Annotated in this window: 15 protein-coding genes; 14 read left to right on the top strand and 1 reads right to left on the bottom strand. The window is 36.4% G+C overall.

Features of this window, described 5'->3' with window-relative positions:
• The 9 genes from LACPOB_RS11935 to holA all read left to right on the top strand — a co-directional run.
• A partial coding sequence (locus tag LACPOB_RS11935) for a pyruvate carboxylase (protein WP_017868273.1) occupies positions 1 to 3,049 on the top strand: 3,049 nt, incomplete at its 5' end.
• Positions 3,050 to 3,081: 32 nt separating this feature from the next.
• Positions 3,082 to 3,402, top strand: coding sequence for a YlbG family protein (locus LACPOB_RS0107775; protein ID WP_017868272.1), 321 nt, complete (start codon positions 3,082 to 3,084; stop codon positions 3,400 to 3,402).
• Positions 3,377 to 3,940 carry a 16S rRNA (guanine(966)-N(2))-methyltransferase RsmD gene (rsmD, locus tag LACPOB_RS0107770; protein ID WP_017868271.1) on the top strand — a complete coding sequence of 188 codons (564 nt, stop codon included), beginning with the start codon at positions 3,377 to 3,379 and terminating at the stop codon, positions 3,938 to 3,940. Before LACPOB_RS0107775 ends, rsmD begins: the two co-directional genes overlap by 26 nt.
• 1 nt (position 3,941) lies before the next feature.
• Positions 3,942 to 4,424 carry a pantetheine-phosphate adenylyltransferase gene (coaD, locus tag LACPOB_RS0107765; RefSeq protein ID WP_040532994.1) on the top strand — a complete coding sequence of 161 codons (483 nt, stop codon included), beginning with the start codon at positions 3,942 to 3,944 and terminating at the stop codon, positions 4,422 to 4,424.
• Complete coding sequence (locus LACPOB_RS0107760; RefSeq protein ID WP_017868269.1) at positions 4,417 to 5,433, top strand: SepM family pheromone-processing serine protease; 1,017 nt, start codon at positions 4,417 to 4,419, stop codon at positions 5,431 to 5,433. The genes coaD and LACPOB_RS0107760 overlap by 8 nt, the downstream gene beginning before the upstream one ends.
• Positions 5,434 to 5,505: 72 nt before the next feature.
• Positions 5,506 to 6,261, top strand: a complete 756-nt coding sequence (locus tag LACPOB_RS0107755) for a helix-hairpin-helix domain-containing protein (protein ID WP_017868268.1) — start codon at positions 5,506 to 5,508, stop codon at positions 6,259 to 6,261.
• Positions 6,262 to 6,348: 87 nt separating this feature from the next.
• On the top strand, positions 6,349 to 6,837 hold the full coding sequence (locus LACPOB_RS0107750; protein ID WP_017868267.1) for a ComE operon protein 2: 489 nt from the start codon (positions 6,349 to 6,351) through the stop codon (positions 6,835 to 6,837).
• Positions 6,837 to 9,119, top strand: a complete 2,283-nt coding sequence (locus tag LACPOB_RS11930; protein ID WP_081607054.1) for a DNA internalization-related competence protein ComEC/Rec2 — start codon at positions 6,837 to 6,839, stop codon at positions 9,117 to 9,119. The genes LACPOB_RS0107750 and LACPOB_RS11930 overlap by 1 nt, the downstream gene beginning before the upstream one ends.
• Positions 9,097 to 10,128, top strand: a complete 1,032-nt coding sequence (holA, locus tag LACPOB_RS0107740) for a DNA polymerase III subunit delta (protein WP_017868265.1) — start codon at positions 9,097 to 9,099, stop codon at positions 10,126 to 10,128. Before LACPOB_RS11930 ends, holA begins: the two co-directional genes overlap by 23 nt.
• A 50-nt stretch (positions 10,129 to 10,178) precedes the next feature.
• Here holA and rpsT read toward each other — a convergent pair whose 3' ends face one another.
• A complete protein-coding gene (gene rpsT, locus LACPOB_RS0107735) occupies positions 10,179 to 10,433 on the bottom strand; it encodes a 30S ribosomal protein S20 (RefSeq protein WP_017868264.1) in 255 nt (84 codons plus the stop codon).
• A 321-nt stretch (positions 10,434 to 10,754) separates the two neighbouring features.
• Between rpsT and rpsO the strand changes: the two genes are divergently transcribed.
• The 5 genes from rpsO to LACPOB_RS0107710 all read left to right on the top strand — a co-directional run bounded on the left by rpsO (position 10,755) and on the right by LACPOB_RS0107710 (position 17,159).
• A complete protein-coding gene (gene rpsO / locus LACPOB_RS0107730) occupies positions 10,755 to 11,024 on the top strand; it encodes a 30S ribosomal protein S15 (RefSeq protein WP_026142790.1) in 270 nt (89 codons plus the stop codon).
• Between the two features lie 163 nt (positions 11,025 to 11,187).
• Entirely contained in the window at positions 11,188 to 13,398 is a 2,211-nt protein-coding gene (gene pnp / locus LACPOB_RS11925) for a polyribonucleotide nucleotidyltransferase (RefSeq protein ID WP_017868262.1), read from the top strand.
• A 96-nt stretch (positions 13,399 to 13,494) separates the two neighbouring features.
• Positions 13,495 to 14,547 carry an aspartate-semialdehyde dehydrogenase gene (locus LACPOB_RS0107720; protein WP_017868261.1) on the top strand — a complete coding sequence of 351 codons (1,053 nt, stop codon included), beginning with the start codon at positions 13,495 to 13,497 and terminating at the stop codon, positions 14,545 to 14,547.
• Between the two features lie 13 nt (positions 14,548 to 14,560).
• Positions 14,561 to 15,436 (top strand): 4-hydroxy-tetrahydrodipicolinate synthase, encoded by an 876-nt coding sequence (gene dapA / locus LACPOB_RS0107715; protein WP_017868260.1) that lies wholly within the window; start codon positions 14,561 to 14,563, stop codon positions 15,434 to 15,436.
• 22 nt (positions 15,437 to 15,458) lie between these two features.
• Positions 15,459 to 17,159, top strand: coding sequence for a ribonuclease J (locus LACPOB_RS0107710; protein ID WP_017868259.1), 1,701 nt, complete (start codon positions 15,459 to 15,461; stop codon positions 17,157 to 17,159).
• Positions 17,160 to 17,169: the final 10 nt, after the last annotated feature.

Raw genomic sequence — 17,169 nt, 5'->3', positions numbered from 1 at the left:
GGTTACTTCATTGTCGGAAGTTTCTAAACTAGCCGATCAATTTGGTTATCCGATCATGTTAAAGGCTGCTTTAGGTGGCGGTGGTCGTGGTATGCGGATCGTACACGATGCCAGTGAACTTGAAAGTAATTATAATAGGGCAAAAAGTGAGGCTAAACAGGCTTTCGGCAGTGATGAATTGTATGTTGAAAAATATCTCGATCATCCTAAACATATTGAAGTACAAGTTTTGGCTGATAAGCATGGACACGTAATGCATTTGTTTGAAAGAGATTGTTCCGTGCAACGAAGACACCAAAAGGTAATTGAGTTTGCCCCAAGTATCACCTTGGATGATCAAAGAAGAGCAGAAATTTGTAATGCTGCGGTTAATTTGATGAAGACGGTCAATTATCAAAATGCGGGGACTGTTGAATTTTTAGTTACTGATTCTGATTTTTACTTTATCGAAGTCAATCCACGAGTTCAAGTTGAACATACTGTGACAGAAATGATCACAGATATTGATATCGTACAATCACAAATAAAAATTGCCGATGGTCAAGATCTTTATACAGATATGGAATTGCCTCAACAAAATGAGTTAACAATGCATGGTTCTGCAATTCAATGTCGGATCACCACTGAAGACCCAGAAAATGATTTCTTGCCAGATACTGGTAAAATCGAGACTTATCGTTCTCCAGGCGGTTTTGGAGTTCGTTTGGATGGTGGAAATGCATATGCTGGAGCTACAGTCACACCATTTTTTGACTCTTTGTTAGTTAAGGCTTGTGTTCAAGCTCGGACTTTTAATGACGCGGTTAAGAAAATGAAACGCGTTTTAGAAGAATTTCAAATTCGTGGTGTTAAGACTAATATCGGATTTATGCAAAAGGTTTTGTCACATCCTACGTTTATTTCAGGTCAGGCACACACTACTTTTATTGATGATACAAAAGAATTGTTTATTCCTGAAAAAGAACCCAATACTAGCAATATGTTATTGAAATATATCGGTGACATTACGGTTAACGGTTATCCTGGTCTTCAACGCCACAAAAAAGTTTATTCTCCGGAGGCGCAATTAGATACCAGTTTGATAACTGGTCACCCACATGAAAATGCCAAGGGTATTTTAAAATCTCAAGGAGCTGCGGCAGTGGTCGACTGGGTCAAGCAACGATCGAAGTTGTTACTGACCGACACAACAATGCGTGATGCCCACCAGAGTTTATTTGCGACACGTATGCGTACCAAAGATATGAAACCAATAATCGATGTTTATGACCGCGCTTTCCCCGATTTGTTTTCAGCCGAAGTATGGGGTGGTGCAACATTTGATGTAGCTTATCGTTTCTTACATGAAGATCCATGGGAACGGTTGAAGTTAATGAACAAGAATATGCCAAATACTTTGTTACAGATGTTATTCCGAGGGTCCAATGCTGTTGGTTATAAAAATTATCCTGATAATGTTTTACGCGAGTTTATCGCTGAAAGTGCACAACAAGGTGTTGATGTATTTCGTATCTTTGATAGTTTGAATTGGGTCGAACAAATGGAAAAAAGTATCCAGTACGTTCGTGATGCAGGCAAACTCGCAGAAGGAACAATGTGCTATACAGGTGACCTATTAAATCCTGGTGAGCATAAATATGATTTAAATTACTTTGTTTCTTTAGCTAAAGATTTAGTATCTGCAGGTGCACAAATTATTGCTGTCAAGGATATGGCTGGTTTATTGAAACCCAAGGCTGCTTATGAATTAGTCAGTTCTTTAAAAGATGCTGTGGATGTTCCGATTCATTTGCATACACATGACACAACTGGTAATGGCATTGCTACGTATGTTCAAGCAACAAGAGCGGGCGTTGATATTGTTGATGTTGCAAGTAGCGCACTGGCCGGTACAACTAGCCAACCATCGATGACAAGTTTATATTATAGTTTGACAGGTGACAAGCGGCAGCCAGAACTAGATATAGATTCGGCTGAATCAGTTAACCGTTATTGGTCTGGTATTAAACCATATTACAAAGACTTTATGAAAACTAACGATTCTGTGCAGACTGATATTTATCAAACTGGTATGCCAGGTGGTCAATATTCTAACTTGCAACAACAAGCGACTGCAGTTGGTATTACCGATTTTGAAGAAGTTAAACAGATGTATCGTACTGTAAATAGTCTGTTAGGTAATATTATTAAAGTCACACCAAGTTCCAAAGTTGTTGGTGACTTAGCACTATTTATGTTACAAAACAAATTGGATGAGGATAATATTTTAACACGAGGTCAAGAATTAGATTTTCCTCAATCGGTAGTGGATTTTTTTGCAGGAGATATCGGACAACCAGTGGGTGGTTTTCCACCAGAATTACAAAAGGTCGTTTTGAAAGGTAAAGAGCCATTAACTGTTCGTCCTGGTAGTTTAGCAAAGCCAGTTGATTTTGAGGCTACACAAAAGAAGTTAGCTAAAATTATTAATCGTCAACCAAATAAATTGGAAGTTTTGAGTTACGTTTTGTATCCTGAAGTCTTTACTGAATATGAAGCGACAACTAATCAGTTTGGGGCAGTTGAGTATTTGGATACCTCTACTTTCTATCAAGGTATGCGATCAGGTGAAACAACTGAGATCTCATTTGGTAATGGTAAAAGTCTAATTATTAAATTAGATTCTGTTTCAAAACCGGATGATGCAGGTAATCGAACATTGTTTTTCTCTGTCAATGGTGAAACTTCACGGATCGTGATCAACGATCAGAATCAAGTAGGTGCTAGTGTGGCTGTTCCTAAGGCTGAGCCAACTAATCCTGAGCACGTAGGTGCTACACTTAGTGGTTCAGTGCTAGAACTTTTAGTAAAAAAAGGGCAAAAAGTTAATAAAGGCGACGAAATGATCGCCACTGAAGCGATGAAGATGGAGACGACTATCAAGGCACCATTTGATGGTACGATCAAACATATTTATGTTAACAAAGGTGATCTATTGGAAACAGGAGACCTATTATTAGAAATTAGACGCGACAAACAAAAAGGTGATCGTGAAATGCCGGAAGTATAATTCATGGATCGTTTTTGAAAGGAGGAGTGTAGTTGCCATTTCAAATTAAGCAACGGCAAAGTATTGTAGTATATTTGTATCATTTGAAGCAGAGTAAAGTTTTGCGTAAATATGGTACGATTCAGTACGTCTCTAGAAAAATGAAGTATGTCATATTATATCTAGACCAAGACAAAGTTGCTGATACAGTTCAGAAAATTTCAAAGTTAAAATTTGTTAAGGCAGTGGTCAAATCACCGCGTCCAGAAATCAAACGTGACTTTCAAAATGGTTCAATTTATAAAATGACTGAAGAAGATCAAGATAAGTTAAAGTACGGAGAAAAAGATGAGAGTAGTCGCAGGAAATTATAAGGGAAGAAAATTAAAGGCAGTTAGCGGAACAAAGACACGACCAACCACTGATAAAATAAAGGAATCAATGTTTAACATTATTGGTCCTTATTTCAATGGTGGTAATGTATTAGATGTATTTGCTGGTAGTGGTGCACTAGGGATAGAAGCTGTTTCGCGTGGAGCCAAGCATGCGGTTTTGATCGATCGTTCATACCAAGCAATCAAAACTATCAATGACAATGTGGCAACCACTAAAGATGAGCAACGTTTTTTTGTGATCAAAGGCGATTCATTTAAGATCTTAAAGGTGCTTGCCGCAAAAGAAGAGCAATTCAATTATGTTTTCTTTGATCCGCCATACCGTGAGCAAAAAATTGTTAAAATGATTCAAGATTTGGTTAAATTTCACTTAGTAATAACCGGGACTGTTATTGTCTGTGAGACGGATCAAAATGCCCATTTACCAAGTGAATTATCGGGTTTTGACTTACTTAAACAGGTCGATTATGGAATAACAGAATTAACTTACTATAAATTTATCGGCGGTGAAGATTAAAATGATAGCATTATTCCCAGGGAGCTTTGATCCATTGACAAATGGGCATTTAGATTTAATTTTAAGGGCATCTAAGATGTACGATAGAATCATCGTGGCAGTTATGACAAATACGGCCAAAAAGCCATTACTTACAACTGACGAAAAATTAGAATTGATCAAAGAAAATGTTACGTCGATTGGAAATGTGGAGGTCATTGCTGTTGAATCTGATTTAACAGTTAACGTCATGCATCGATTGAATGCTTCTATATTAGTACGTGGCGTACGTGACGTTAAAGATTTTGAATATGAACGTGAGATTGCTGCAATGAATAGCCGTTTGTCTCCTGAAATTGAAACAGTTTTATTACTTGCTCGACCAGAATTTTCTTTTTTGTCATCTAGTATGATCAAAGAAGTTGGCCAATTTCATGGAGATATTGATCAATTTGTTCCGGCTAATGTTGAAGCAGCTCTAAGAAAAAAATGGGCTAATGAATAAAAAAATAAAACTTAAAGTATGGCATTTAATTGCTGTTGTGATGCTTTTATTAAGTTTATTTTTACCTTTACCAGTTTATATCGATTCACCTGGTGCAGCAAAAGATGTTGCGTCATACGTTAAGGTCAAGGGTAAAAAAGATAAAAGTTCGGGTGCTTTTATGTTGGTTTATGTAAAACAAATGAAAGCTACACCGATCACATGGCTATTAAGCTTTACTAACAAACACACGACTCGGGTACCTGCTAAGCAGGAGAGAGGCGATTATAGTGACAAAGAGATGCAAAGGATTCAAAAGTACTATATGACCTCATCGATAGCTGAAGCAAAATATCAAGCTTTAAAAATGTCCGGCGAGGATGTTAATAGGAAATATATTGGTTTATATGTGATGTCTGTTCTTAAAAATTCTGACTTTGCGGATGTATTAAAAGTTGGTGATGTAGTAACACAAGTCAATGGACATCATTATAATAATTCTACTGAATATATCCGTGCTATTAAAGACATTCCAGTTCAACAAAAAGTTGATGTGACCTACGAGCGTGGCAACAAAGAAAAATCAACTTCAGGTAATTTGGTGAAACTACCAAATAGCTCGCGTCATGGTTTAGGAATTACGTTGACTGATCGTACTAAGACTTATAGCAAGGTCCCGATTTCGACCGATATGCAAAATATTGGTGGACCATCTGCTGGATTGATGTTGACATTACAAATGTATAGTCAGCTTAGCAATAAAAATTTATTAAAAGGGCAGAAGATAGCCGGTACTGGAACTATCGAATCAGATGGTCGAGTTGGTCAAATTGGCGGTATAGAACAGAAAGTTGTTGCTGCCAAAAATTCAAAAGCGAATATTTTTATGGTTCCAAATGAACCAAAATTGAGAAAACAAAATAATTATAAGGTTGCTAAAAAAACTGCAAATGAAATTAATGCTAAGATGCGAGTTGTTCCTGTCAAAGATGTTTTGCAGGCAATATCTTTTTTAGAAAATACTAAATAAAAAAGAGAAATTTAAAACATAAATTTCTCTTTTTTGCGTATATATATCATATAAGCTGAAAGGATAATGCCTATGGAAAAAGTAAGTGATTTGTGGGAAGAGTATAAAAATAAGTTTATTTTTGTTGGTGTGTGCGTCTTAGTTTTATTGTTTCTTTTAATGCCAAAAATCAAGGAAAACTTTCTCAATGACAATGGTATGGAAATGCAGAGTCAAAGTGAGTATGATTTAACGCAGGGTAATAATAGTAATGCGCTGTCTACATCCACTCAGGTTCAGTCAAGTATGTCATCTTCTGTGTCTCAAGCAGAAAATAGCAAGTCCAAAATTCAAGTTGATGTCAAAGGAGCAGTTAAAAATCCAGGTGTGATCACTGTACAGGCCAACCAGAGAGTTGATGGCGTAATTAAAAAAGCGGGTGGAATAAAAAAAGACGCCGATCTTGACCAAGTGAATCTCTCGCATAAGTTAGCGGATCAGATGTTGGTATATATTCCGGTTAAAGGGGATGAGACTCAAATAAATAGTCCAGTTTTAGTAAAGAATGACAAAAATGATACTTCTCAGGTCAATGGAGAAGAAACTGCTTCTAGTGACACTTTAGATGAAGGAATCAACCAGCCAGATGGTAATGAGAAGATTAATATAAATTTAGCGCCTAAAGAAAAACTAACGGAGTTAAATGGTATCGGAGATAAGAAGGCAGATCAAATTATTGCGTACAGGCAAGAAAAAGGAAGCTTTAAAACAATTGAAGATTTGAAGAATGTTTCGGGAATAGGTGATAAAATTTTTGAAAGTCTATCTGATCAAATTACAATTGAGTGAATCATAATAAGTTAAAAGTTACTTTAACTTATTGATTAAAAAACAGATATGCTATACTTATTTTAACAAGTAAAAGGAGAAAAATTTATGGTTGAAGAAAGGATACCTTGGAATCAGTATTTTATGACACAAGCAGTTTTATTATCTACAAGAAGTACATGTAAACGTCTTTCCGTTGGCGCAATTTTAGTACGAGATAAAAGAATAATTGCAGGCGGCTATAATGGTTCGGTGTCGGGAGATGTACATTGCATTGACGATAACTGTTATTTAGTCGATGGTCATTGCGTGCGAACTATTCATGCCGAAATGAATGCTATTTTGCAATGTGCAAAATTTGGTGTAGCAACAGATGGATCGGAGATTTATGTAACAGATTTTCCCTGTTTACAGTGTACAAAAATGCTTTTACAAGCTGGCGTTCAAAAAATTTATTATTTAAGAAATTATCATAATGATCCATATGCCGTTTCTCTTTTAAATAGAAAAAATGTTACTGTTCAAGAAGTCGAAATCGATGAAAAATATTTAAACGGTATTTTTACTGATGAACATTTCCGACCAAAGGAGAAGTAATAACTCGTCAATATTATCTTTTCTTTTTATCAATAGATGCTGTATTTTTAGCATTTATTATTTTTGCGCATTCTTTATTATGGACACTATTGTGGTTGTTATTGCAGTTACGTATTTGGAAGCTAAAAAGAAAAGTGATTTTTGCAATTAATTTGCTTTTTTGTTTAATTTGGGCAAGTTACCTTATCTTGTGGCAAAATAATATGCAAAATAAGACTTTAAATAATGAGATTGAAGTTAATCAAATGGGAGTTCTTCTAGAACCCGATGATTATACTATCAGTGGTGATTTGTTAAAGTTTACAGGTAAATCTCTAAGTAAAAAGCAACGGATTTTAGTTTATTATCGTTTTAAAACAGAAGAAGAAAAAAAGCAATTTGCTAAAATACAAACTGCAGCTTTTGTTCAGATCAGCGGAAAAATGAACGGGATCCGTGGGCCTACGAATGAAAATGAGTTTGACTTTCGACAATATATGGCAGGAAAGAATGTATTTAACCAATTGCAGGCTAAACAAATAAAAGCTTTTACTAAATTTCAAAGAAATACTATCTTTTCTTTTTTCCATAGTTTGCGCAAGAAAATAATTGATTACTTAGATATGATGCCACAGCCTTTAGGTTGGTTTATCCAAGTCTTACTAATAGGATACCAAAGTGAAAATTTTCAGGACTCAATGGATCAAATAAATAAGCTAGGGTTACTCTATCTTTTCACGTTATCAGGGATGCATGTTTATTACCTTATTAGCATTGTTCGTTATGTGACAAGAAAATTCTGGGTAACTAAAGAAACTGCTGATTTAATTCTATTATTTTTGTTGCCAATTTACGGTATAATAGGTGGCGGTTCATTAGGCTTATTGCGTTCACTTTCTATGTCATGGTTACATATTTTTAGTTCACGATGTGGATCATGGAAAATGTCAGGCATTGAAACTTGGTCTTTTGTATTGTTATTGAATTTGCTTATAACGCCTATGGCTGTTTTTTCTTTGGGAGCTCAACTCAGTTATTTATTAACATTAATTTTGATGTTTAGTCAGGAAAAAGATCAGTTTCTGATCGGTGCTAAGATGGGAGGCTTTACGCTACCGTTAGTTCTTTGGCATGTTTTTACTTGGAACATTTGGACGATTCCATTATCGATTCTGATCGGCCCTTTTTTTGACTGGATAATTTTTCCAGTCGTGGTAATTGGCTTTATTTTTGTCCCTTTTAGACCAATATGTAATGCAATCTTAGTCTTAGTCCAGCATTTTTTTGCATGGGGAGCAAGCGTTCCTGGTACAATAATATTTGGTAAACCGCCATTGATATTTATCTTTATTTGGTTAGGGTCAATGCTTTGGCTAGAGGTTAGTAAGAAAAAGAAAATGAAAATCTTTTATATTTTAATTTCTTATCTATTAGCATTTTGCTGGATCCATTTTCCCTTCGAAAGTGAAGTAACATACTTTGACATTGGTCAAGGAGATTGTTCGCTTATTAAAACGAAGTTTAACCGTGATGTTTTTTTGATCGATACAGGTGGTCGTTTATCATTTAATACCCAGAAGTGGCAAGTTAGAAATAGTAGAACAAATGGTGAAACAGTTGTGGTAAATTATTTGCACAGTAAAGGTATTTCAAGAATTGACCGTTTATATCTAACTCATCAAGACACAGACCATGTTGGAAATTTTCCTAGCATTAGTCAAAATATCAAAATCAAGCGGCTCTATTTACCTGCAGGTATGGAAAAATTAGCTAGTTTTCAAAATCGTTTAAGAAACTCGAAAATAAAACCACAAGTCGTTACACCAGTAACCGATCAAACTAGCGAATTTCCAATTCAAATTTTACACCCATTTGAAAGTGGAGCGGGAAAGAATGAAGATTCAATGGTGCTATTGTATCGTATGAGTGGGCAGCACTTTTTGTTTACAGGGGATTTAGATCAAGTAAATGAACTTAAGGTCATTCAAAAATATCCAACTTTAACTGCTGATGTTATGAAAACAGGACATCATGGTAGTAAAACATCGAGTGCACCAACCTTTATCGAGCACCTAAATCCTAAATTAGCAATTATTTCTGCTGGGCGAAATAATCGTTATGGACATCCTAATGCAGAAACATTAGCCACTTTGAAAAAGAATAAAGTTCCTTTTGTCATAACTGCACAGAGTGGAATGATCAAGTTAAAAGCTGATCGTCGGAAAAAATTGAAAATTGAAACATTTGATCAAACAGACATTAAAGAGAAGAAGGAAAAAAATGAAGGTTCAACAGACCATTAACAATATTTCAAAGGGAAAAGTCGCACCAGTGTATGTAGCGTTGGGAACAGAAAACTACTTGCAAGACAAATTTAAAGATTATTTGTTAAGCTTAATACCAGAAGAACAACAGGAATTTAATATTGGTCGTTATGACATGGAAAGTGTTAATTTATCAGTTGCTTTAAATGATGCGATGTCATTACCTTTTTTTGGAGACTATCGACTAGTAGTCATTGAACGACCTTATTTTTTAACGGGTTCACGTCAAAAAAACTCTTTAGATCATGATTTAGACAGTTTTTTAAAATATTTAAAGCATCCAGAATCGTCCACGATATTGTTTATCATGGCACCTTATCCTAAACTTGATGAGCGAAAAAAAATAACCAAGCAATTAAGAAAAACAGCTGAATTTGTAGAGTGTACCCCTTTAAAGGAAAGAGAAGTTCGAGTTTTTTTGTCAACATATTTGCAAAAAAAAGGTTACCAATTAAAGCCAGCTGCACTTGAATTGTTGTTGGAAAGAACTGGAGCTGAGTTAACCACAATAATGAATGAATTACCTAAGTTACTTTTGGCAACGAATGATACAAAGGTTATTAGTAAGGATGATGTTACAGGGTTAGTGGCACGTTCTTTTGAGCAAAATGTGTTTGATTTAGTTGATTTGGTTTTAGGTCGAAAGGTTAAAGAAGCGTTGGCAATGTATCAAGAATTGTTACTACAAAAAGAGGAACCGATAAAAATCAACGCAATTTTAGAGGGGCAATTTAGGTTAATGCTACAAGCGATGATCTTACGTGAGCATGGTTACGACCAAGGTAGCATTGCAAAACAGTTGAAGGCTCATCCTTATCGAGTTAAATTAGCTTTGCGAAAAAATCGTCAGTTTAAAAGAGGCGATTTACAAATTGCATATACAGGGTTAGTTCATGTTGAAGAAAAGATGAAATCTTCTTCTATTGATCCAGAATTATTGTTCCAATTTTTTTTATTGAACTTTAGTCAGCATAGAAGTATTGCTTGATTTCAAACAAAAAACCGCCACTTTTTAAAGTAAGTAACGGTTTAATAGAATTATTTGGCTAAACGAGCAGCCATACGTGATTTATCACGAGCAGCCTTATTTGCTTTGATCAAGCCTTTTGAATGAGCCTTGTCGACTGCTGAAACTGCTTGGTTGAACAATTCTTCAACGTTGTCAGCACCAGCTGTCTTAGCATTTTCAAACTTTCTAACTGCATTGCGCATTTCACTTAATTGAGCAGTGTTACGTGCATTAGCTTTTTCGTTTGTTTTAACACGGTTCATTGCGGATTTAATAATTGGCATCGATGTCACCTCACTTGTGTGATTCCTTTAAGTAATCATTGAATTTAACATCAATAATTATACAAGGGCAATAATAACATTGCAATAAAAATCGTATATAATACAGAAAAACTTCCGTTTTGTGTTCTGTTATTAATTTTAGATTATGCTAATTATTGTGATCGTAAGTATTTTTTTGAAAAAAACTTGCAAATAATAAAAGGGTTTAGTATAGTGTAGGTTGTACATTTAAATGTATGATCCTTGGACTGAGTTTATGCGATGCTCACCGCCGGTTTACACGGTTCAGGGGACAAAAAAATTGAAGGGTGGGATTTACCAATGGCAGTTTCAAAAGAAAAGAAAAATGAAATCATGCAGAAATATGCACGTCATGAAGGCGACACAGGTTCTGCTGAAGTACAGATTGCAGTCTTGACAGCTGATATTAATGAGTTGAACGCGCATATTAGTGATCACAAGAAAGATTATGCTTCACAACGTGGTTTGCTTAAGAAGATCGGTCATCGTCGTAACTTGTTAGCTTATCTTCGTAGTGAAGATGTTCATCGTTACCGTGACTTGATTCAAAGTCTTGGTTTACGTCGTTAATATTAATTGTAATTGGAAATCGTTAAACGATTTCCAATTTTTTTATTTTAAAAAGATAATTTTGAACAAAAACATATGCACGATGCAAAGCGCTTCCAAAAAATGTATAATATACTTATAATTTTATCAGAAATCAAGGAATATAATTTTGGAGGACGTTTTTATGGTAAAAAATACATATACTACTAAGTTGGCAGGACATGATTTGATAGTGGAAAGTGGAGAAGTTGCTAAACAAGCAAATGGATCAGTTTTGGTAAGGTTTGGCAACACTACCGTTTTATCCGCAGTTGTCAGTAAAACTGGAACAAATGATTCAGATTTTTTTCCATTGACGATCAATTACGAAGAAAAAAAATATGCGGCAGGTAAAATACCAGGTGGTTTCATTAAACGTGAGGGTAAACCAAGTGACAGTGCAACGTTGACTGCCCGTATGATCGATCGTCCGATACGTCCCTTATTTCCAGATGGTTTTAAAGATGAGGTCCAGGTCACTAATATAGTTTTGAGTGCTGAACCCGATTGTTCACCGGCCTTAGCAGCTTTATTCGGGAGCTCACTTTGTTTAGGTATTTCTGATATTCCCTTTAAAGGTCCGGTGTCTGCAGTTGAAATTGGACGTATTTCTCATGATTTGGTACTAGCACCAACACAAAGCCAATTGCGGGAATCTGATTTAGATATTACTGTAGCAGGTACAACAGATAGCATTAATATGGTCGAGGCTGGTTGTAATGAAATTGTCGAAGAAGATATTTTAGACGCTTTGGATTTTGGCGAGCGAGAAATAAGGAGGCTATGCCAATTTCAGTCTAAGATCATTTCTGAAATTGGGTTGCCTAAACGTTCGTTTCTTGTCGAACCTTCTGATCCAGCATTAATCTCTGAGGTTACGCTGCAAGCTCAAGAGCCACTGACAAAAGCTATTTTAACGAACAATAAGCAAGAACAAGATGAAAATATAACAGCAGTTAAAAATATGATATTAGACCATTATGCGGAGCAATTAGAATCACAAACGAGTGCAACATCTTTTGATTTAACCGTAATTAATAATATTTTGGAGGATTTAGAGAAAAAAATCGTCCGTAAATTGATAAGTGTAGATAAAGTCCGTTCAGATCACCGGGCAGTTGATGAGATTCGTCCGCTTAATGCCAAAGTTGATTATATTCCGCGAGTCCATGGCTCTGGTTTGTTTACTCGTGGTCAAACTCAGGTTTTATCAACTTTAACTTTAGCACCACTTTCTGAAGGACAAACAATTGATGAACTAGGAGAAGAAAGAGTCAAGAATTTTATTCATCAATATAATTTTCCTCAATTTTCCGTCGGTGAAACAGGACGGATGCGGGCTCCTGGTCGCAGGGAGATCGGGCATGGGGCTCTGGGGGAGCGGGCCTTAAGTCCAATAATCCCCCAAACGAATGTGTTTCCATACACAATTCGTTTAGTGGCTGATGTGTTAGGATCGAATGGTTCGTCTTCCCAGGCCAGTATTTGTGCAGGAACATTGGCTTTGATGGCAGGTGGTGTTCCGATCAAGGCACCAGTTGCTGGAGTAGCAATGGGCCTAGTCAAAGATGAGCAAAATTATACTATTTTAACTGATATTTCAGGGATGGAAGATCATTTAGGAGACATGGACTTTAAAGTTGCTGGTACTAGACAAGGAATTACGGCTTTACAAATGGATATTAAAGTTGCTGGTGTAGATCGAGAAATTTTACAGCGTTCATTAGAACAAGCTAAAAAAGCACGTCTGCAAATTTTAGACGTGATCGAAGCTACAATTCCTGCTCCACGTGAGCGTTTGTCTGAATTTGCCCCTAAAGTTGAAACAATGAAAATAAAGCAAGATCAAATTAAAGTCGTCATTGGTAAAGGTGGCGAAACCATCAATAAAATTATCAATGAGACGGGGACTAAAATTGATATCGAAGAAGACGGAACGGTTCGGATAATGTCTAGTAAACAAAATATGATCGATCGTACTGAAAGTATTATTAAAACGCTGACAAAGAAAGTTAAAGTCGGTGAGGTATACGAATCAACGGTCGTTAGGATCGAAAAATTTGGAGCGATAGTTGAGTTGTTCCATCATAAACAAGCCTTAGTGCATATTTCTCAGTTACAAGCACAGCACGTTAATAAAGTTTCTGACGTTATCTCGGTTGGCGAAAAGCTACCAGTCAAAGTTACAGAGGTAGATACACATGATCGGATTAAAGCTTCACATCGTGCGTTGGTTGAAAGTAACTCTTCTAAAAATTCTAATTTTAATCAAAGATCTGATAAAAAAAGCTCACATGATAGACAATATCATAAAAAGGCACCACAGTTTGTGATCAAGCAAAAAGGAGAAAAATAAAAAGCATAAACTAAAGTAAATTTAATCTTTTGTTATCAAGGACTCCCTTATCTATGATATAATGTGTGTTTAAATAAGACGAAGAAGGGGATACTTGTGACGGGATATAATATTGCTGTTGTAGGAGCAACTGGTGCAGTTGGCACGAGAATAATCAAAATGTTAGAAGAAACTAGTTTACCTATTGCTAGCATTAAGCTCTTGGCTTCTCAAAGATCTGTAGGTAAAACACTAGAATATAATGGTCAGAAACTTAAAGTTCAAGAAGCTCTTCCGTCGTCGTTTGAAGGTGTTGACCTAGCTTTTTTCTCAGCGGGTGGTAGTGTTTCGAAAAAGTTGGCACCTGAAGCAATTAGACGTGGCGCGGTAGTTGTAGATAACACTAGTGCGTTTCGAATGGATCCCTCAGTTCCGTTGGTTGTACCTGAAGTCAATGAGCAAGCTTTGTATAAACATCAGGGATTGGTTGCAAATCCAAATTGTTCAACGATTCAAATGGTAGTAGCTTTAGAACCATTACGAAAAGAATTCGGCTTAAAAAAAGTAATTGTGACAACTATGCAGGCCGTTTCTGGTGCAGGAAATCGTGCGATCAAAGAATTATACTCTGAAACTAAAGCTGTTTTAAATCAACAGGAATATAAACCGGAAATTTTACCTGTTACAAATGCACCAGAGCATTATCAAATTGCATTTAACCCTTTGGCTCAAATAGATGTTTTTGAGGATGGTGGCTATACACATGAGGAATGGAAAATGATTCATGAAACCAAAAAAATTATGGAAAATGAACAGATCCAAGTAACTGCTACTTGTGTACGTGTTCCCGTTCCAATCTCTCATTCAGAATCAGTCTGGTTTGAATTGGAAAAAAGTGGAGCTACTGTTGCAAAGTTACAACAGATCTTGCAGAATGCTCCGGGGGTTATTTTAAGAGATGACCCCGTTCACCAAGTTTTTCCACAGGCGCTTGAAGCCACGGGGCAAAAAGAAACATATGTCGGTCGTATTCGTGCAGATGGTGAACAGCAAAATGCTTTCCATCTTTACTGTGTAGCCGATAACCTGTTGAAGGGGGCAGCTTGGAATTCAGTTCAGATTGCCGAATCTTTAGATAAGTTAGGCCTATTATGCGTTCCAAATCGTTGAAGGGAAATTGGATATGAAAGATTTAAAACTTACTCAAATCATTACGGCCATGGTCACTCCTTTTAATGAACAAGATGAAGTTGATACACAACGCCTTAATGTCTTACTCGAATATTTGCTAAAAAATGGTAGTCAAGGTATTTTAATAAATGGAACGACAGGTGAAGGACCAAATCTAACGGCTGCTGAACGAAATGAAATGATCCAGAAGACTATAAAGATCATTGATGATCGTGTTCCGGTTATTGCTGGTGTAGGTAGCAACAGTACACGAGCTACGGTCACAGATGTCCAAGCTTTAACTGCTGATTCTGGACTGACGGCTCTTTTAATAGTAGTGCCGTATTATAATAAGCCTGACCAAAATGGTATGATGGCGCATTTTATTAAAGTGGCTGATGCTAGTAATTTACCAATTATCATTTATAATATACCTGGCAGGACAGGCGTAAAAATGGAAGTTCCTACCATTCTTAAACTTGCCCAACATCCTAATATTATTGGAGTCAAAAATTGTACAGGAACAGCGGATCTGGCAATGCTGATCGATAAGTCCCCGACTGAATTCTTGGTATATTCAGGTGAAGACGAAGATGCTTTGGAGGTTAAAATATTGGATGGCGCAGGAATTATTTCTGTTGCTAGCCATATATTTGGCATGCAGATGAAACAAATGTATCAGGATATAGATTGTGGGAAAGTTGATCCTGCAGGCAAGATAATGCGCGCAATCCTTCCTGGAATCAAGGCGTTATTTAGCTTACCGTCCCCGGCACCGGTGAAGGCGGCTCTAAATCGAAGAAATGTTTTTGTTGGTGAGCCAAGATTGCCGATTTTACCCTTGAGCAAGGAGCAACAAAAGGATTTAGGAAAAAATTTAGATAATTAATATAGATAAGTGAGGTGAGGAAATGAGTGACGTAAAAATCTCTGCACTTGGTGGTGTTAGAGAAAATGGAAAGAATATGTATATTGTCGAGGTTAAAGATGAAATTTTTATCCTTGATTGTGGATTGAAATATCCTGAAAATGAATTATTAGGTATTGATACAGTGATCCCCAACTTTGATTATTTACGGGAAAATTCAGAAAAAATCGTAGGTGTATTTTTGAGTCACGGGCATGCTGATGCAATTGGTGCACTACCATATTTCGTTAGTGAGTTTAACGTGCCAGTTTTTGGTTCAGAATTTACGATTGCTTTGGCCAAAATTGCTTGTGAAAATGAGGAAGGCGCCAAAAAATTTAATGATTTTCATGTTATCAACGCTGATACTGAAATTGATTTTGAGAATGCCACGATTTCTTTCTTTAGTACCACTCATTCAGTTCCTGAGTCATTGGGAATAGTTGTTAAAACAAATAAAGGTGATGTAGTATACACTGGTGATTTTAAATTTGATCAAACTGCCAGTGTTGGTTATCGGACGGATTTTGGGCGGTTAGCTGAAATCGGCAAAGAAGGAGTCATTGCTTTGTTAAGTGATTCTGCTAATGCTGAAAATCCAGCCGAGCCGGTTGATGAGCATGTGATTGCTGATTTGATCAGCGAAACTTTTGAGTATCATAAGGGACGTGTGATCGTTGCTTGTGTTGCGTCTAACTTGATGAGGATCCAACAAGTTTTGGATGCAGCAGCTGCTAAGGATCGTAAGGTAACTCTAACAGGCTTTGATGCTGAAAAAGTTATTAATACTGCTCTTAAGATGAAAAAATTACATTTACCTAAGAAAGACTTGCTGATCAAGCCAGCATCTATGGGGAAATATCAGCCTGAACAATTGATTGTGTTGGAAGCTGGTCGTGCGGGCGAACCTTTGAAGTCATTGTATCGAATGGCCACAGGTAAGTATAAAGGTATTAACTTATCAGAAGGAGACTTGGCCTTCATTACTACAACTCCATCGCATGCGATGGATACTAAGGTAGCTAAAACACGTGATATGATTTATCGTGCTGGTGCAGAAGTCAAAGCCATTTCGGATGAATATAATTCTTCTGGTCATGCAAGTAAACGTGATCTACAGTTATTGATCAACCTATTGCATCCAAAGTATTTAGTTCCGATTCAAGGTGAATATCGCTTAATGTTTGCACATGCAGAATCTGCTCAACAAGTTGGAATGAAGCCACAAAATATTTTCTTGCTGAAAAACGGTGATGTTTTAGAATATGCAAAAAATAAAATGATCATGGCTTCCTCAGTTGAAGCTGGCAATACCATGATCGATGGCAGTGGTGTTGGGGATATAGGTAATATAGTTTTACGAGATCGTAAAGTTTTATCTGATGATGGGATTTTTATTGCAGTTGTTACGATCGATCGCAAAAAACATCGGATTATTGATACACCAAAAATTACTTCGCGGGGGTTTGTTTTTGTCAAAGCTAGTCGTGATTTAATGACAGAAAGTGCTGAAATTGTTTCTAAAGTCGTTCAAGATAATTTAGATAATAAGGAGTTTGATTGGAGTCATTTAAAACAAGACATCCGAGAGAACCTCAATCATTATCTTTATGAACAAACCCATCGTCATCCTGTCATTTTGCCGATTATTATGGAAGTTAACCAGCATCGGCACTATAACAAGAAAAAACAACCAGCTAAATAATTTTTAGGTT

This window comes from Ligilactobacillus pobuzihii E100301 = KCTC 13174 (assembly GCF_000349725.1).
GTDB classification, from domain to species: Bacteria; Bacillota; Bacilli; order Lactobacillales; family Lactobacillaceae; genus Ligilactobacillus; species Ligilactobacillus pobuzihii.
The sequence above is the reverse complement of the archived record's forward strand: the minus strand, read 5'-3'. Positions and strand labels throughout refer to the sequence as shown.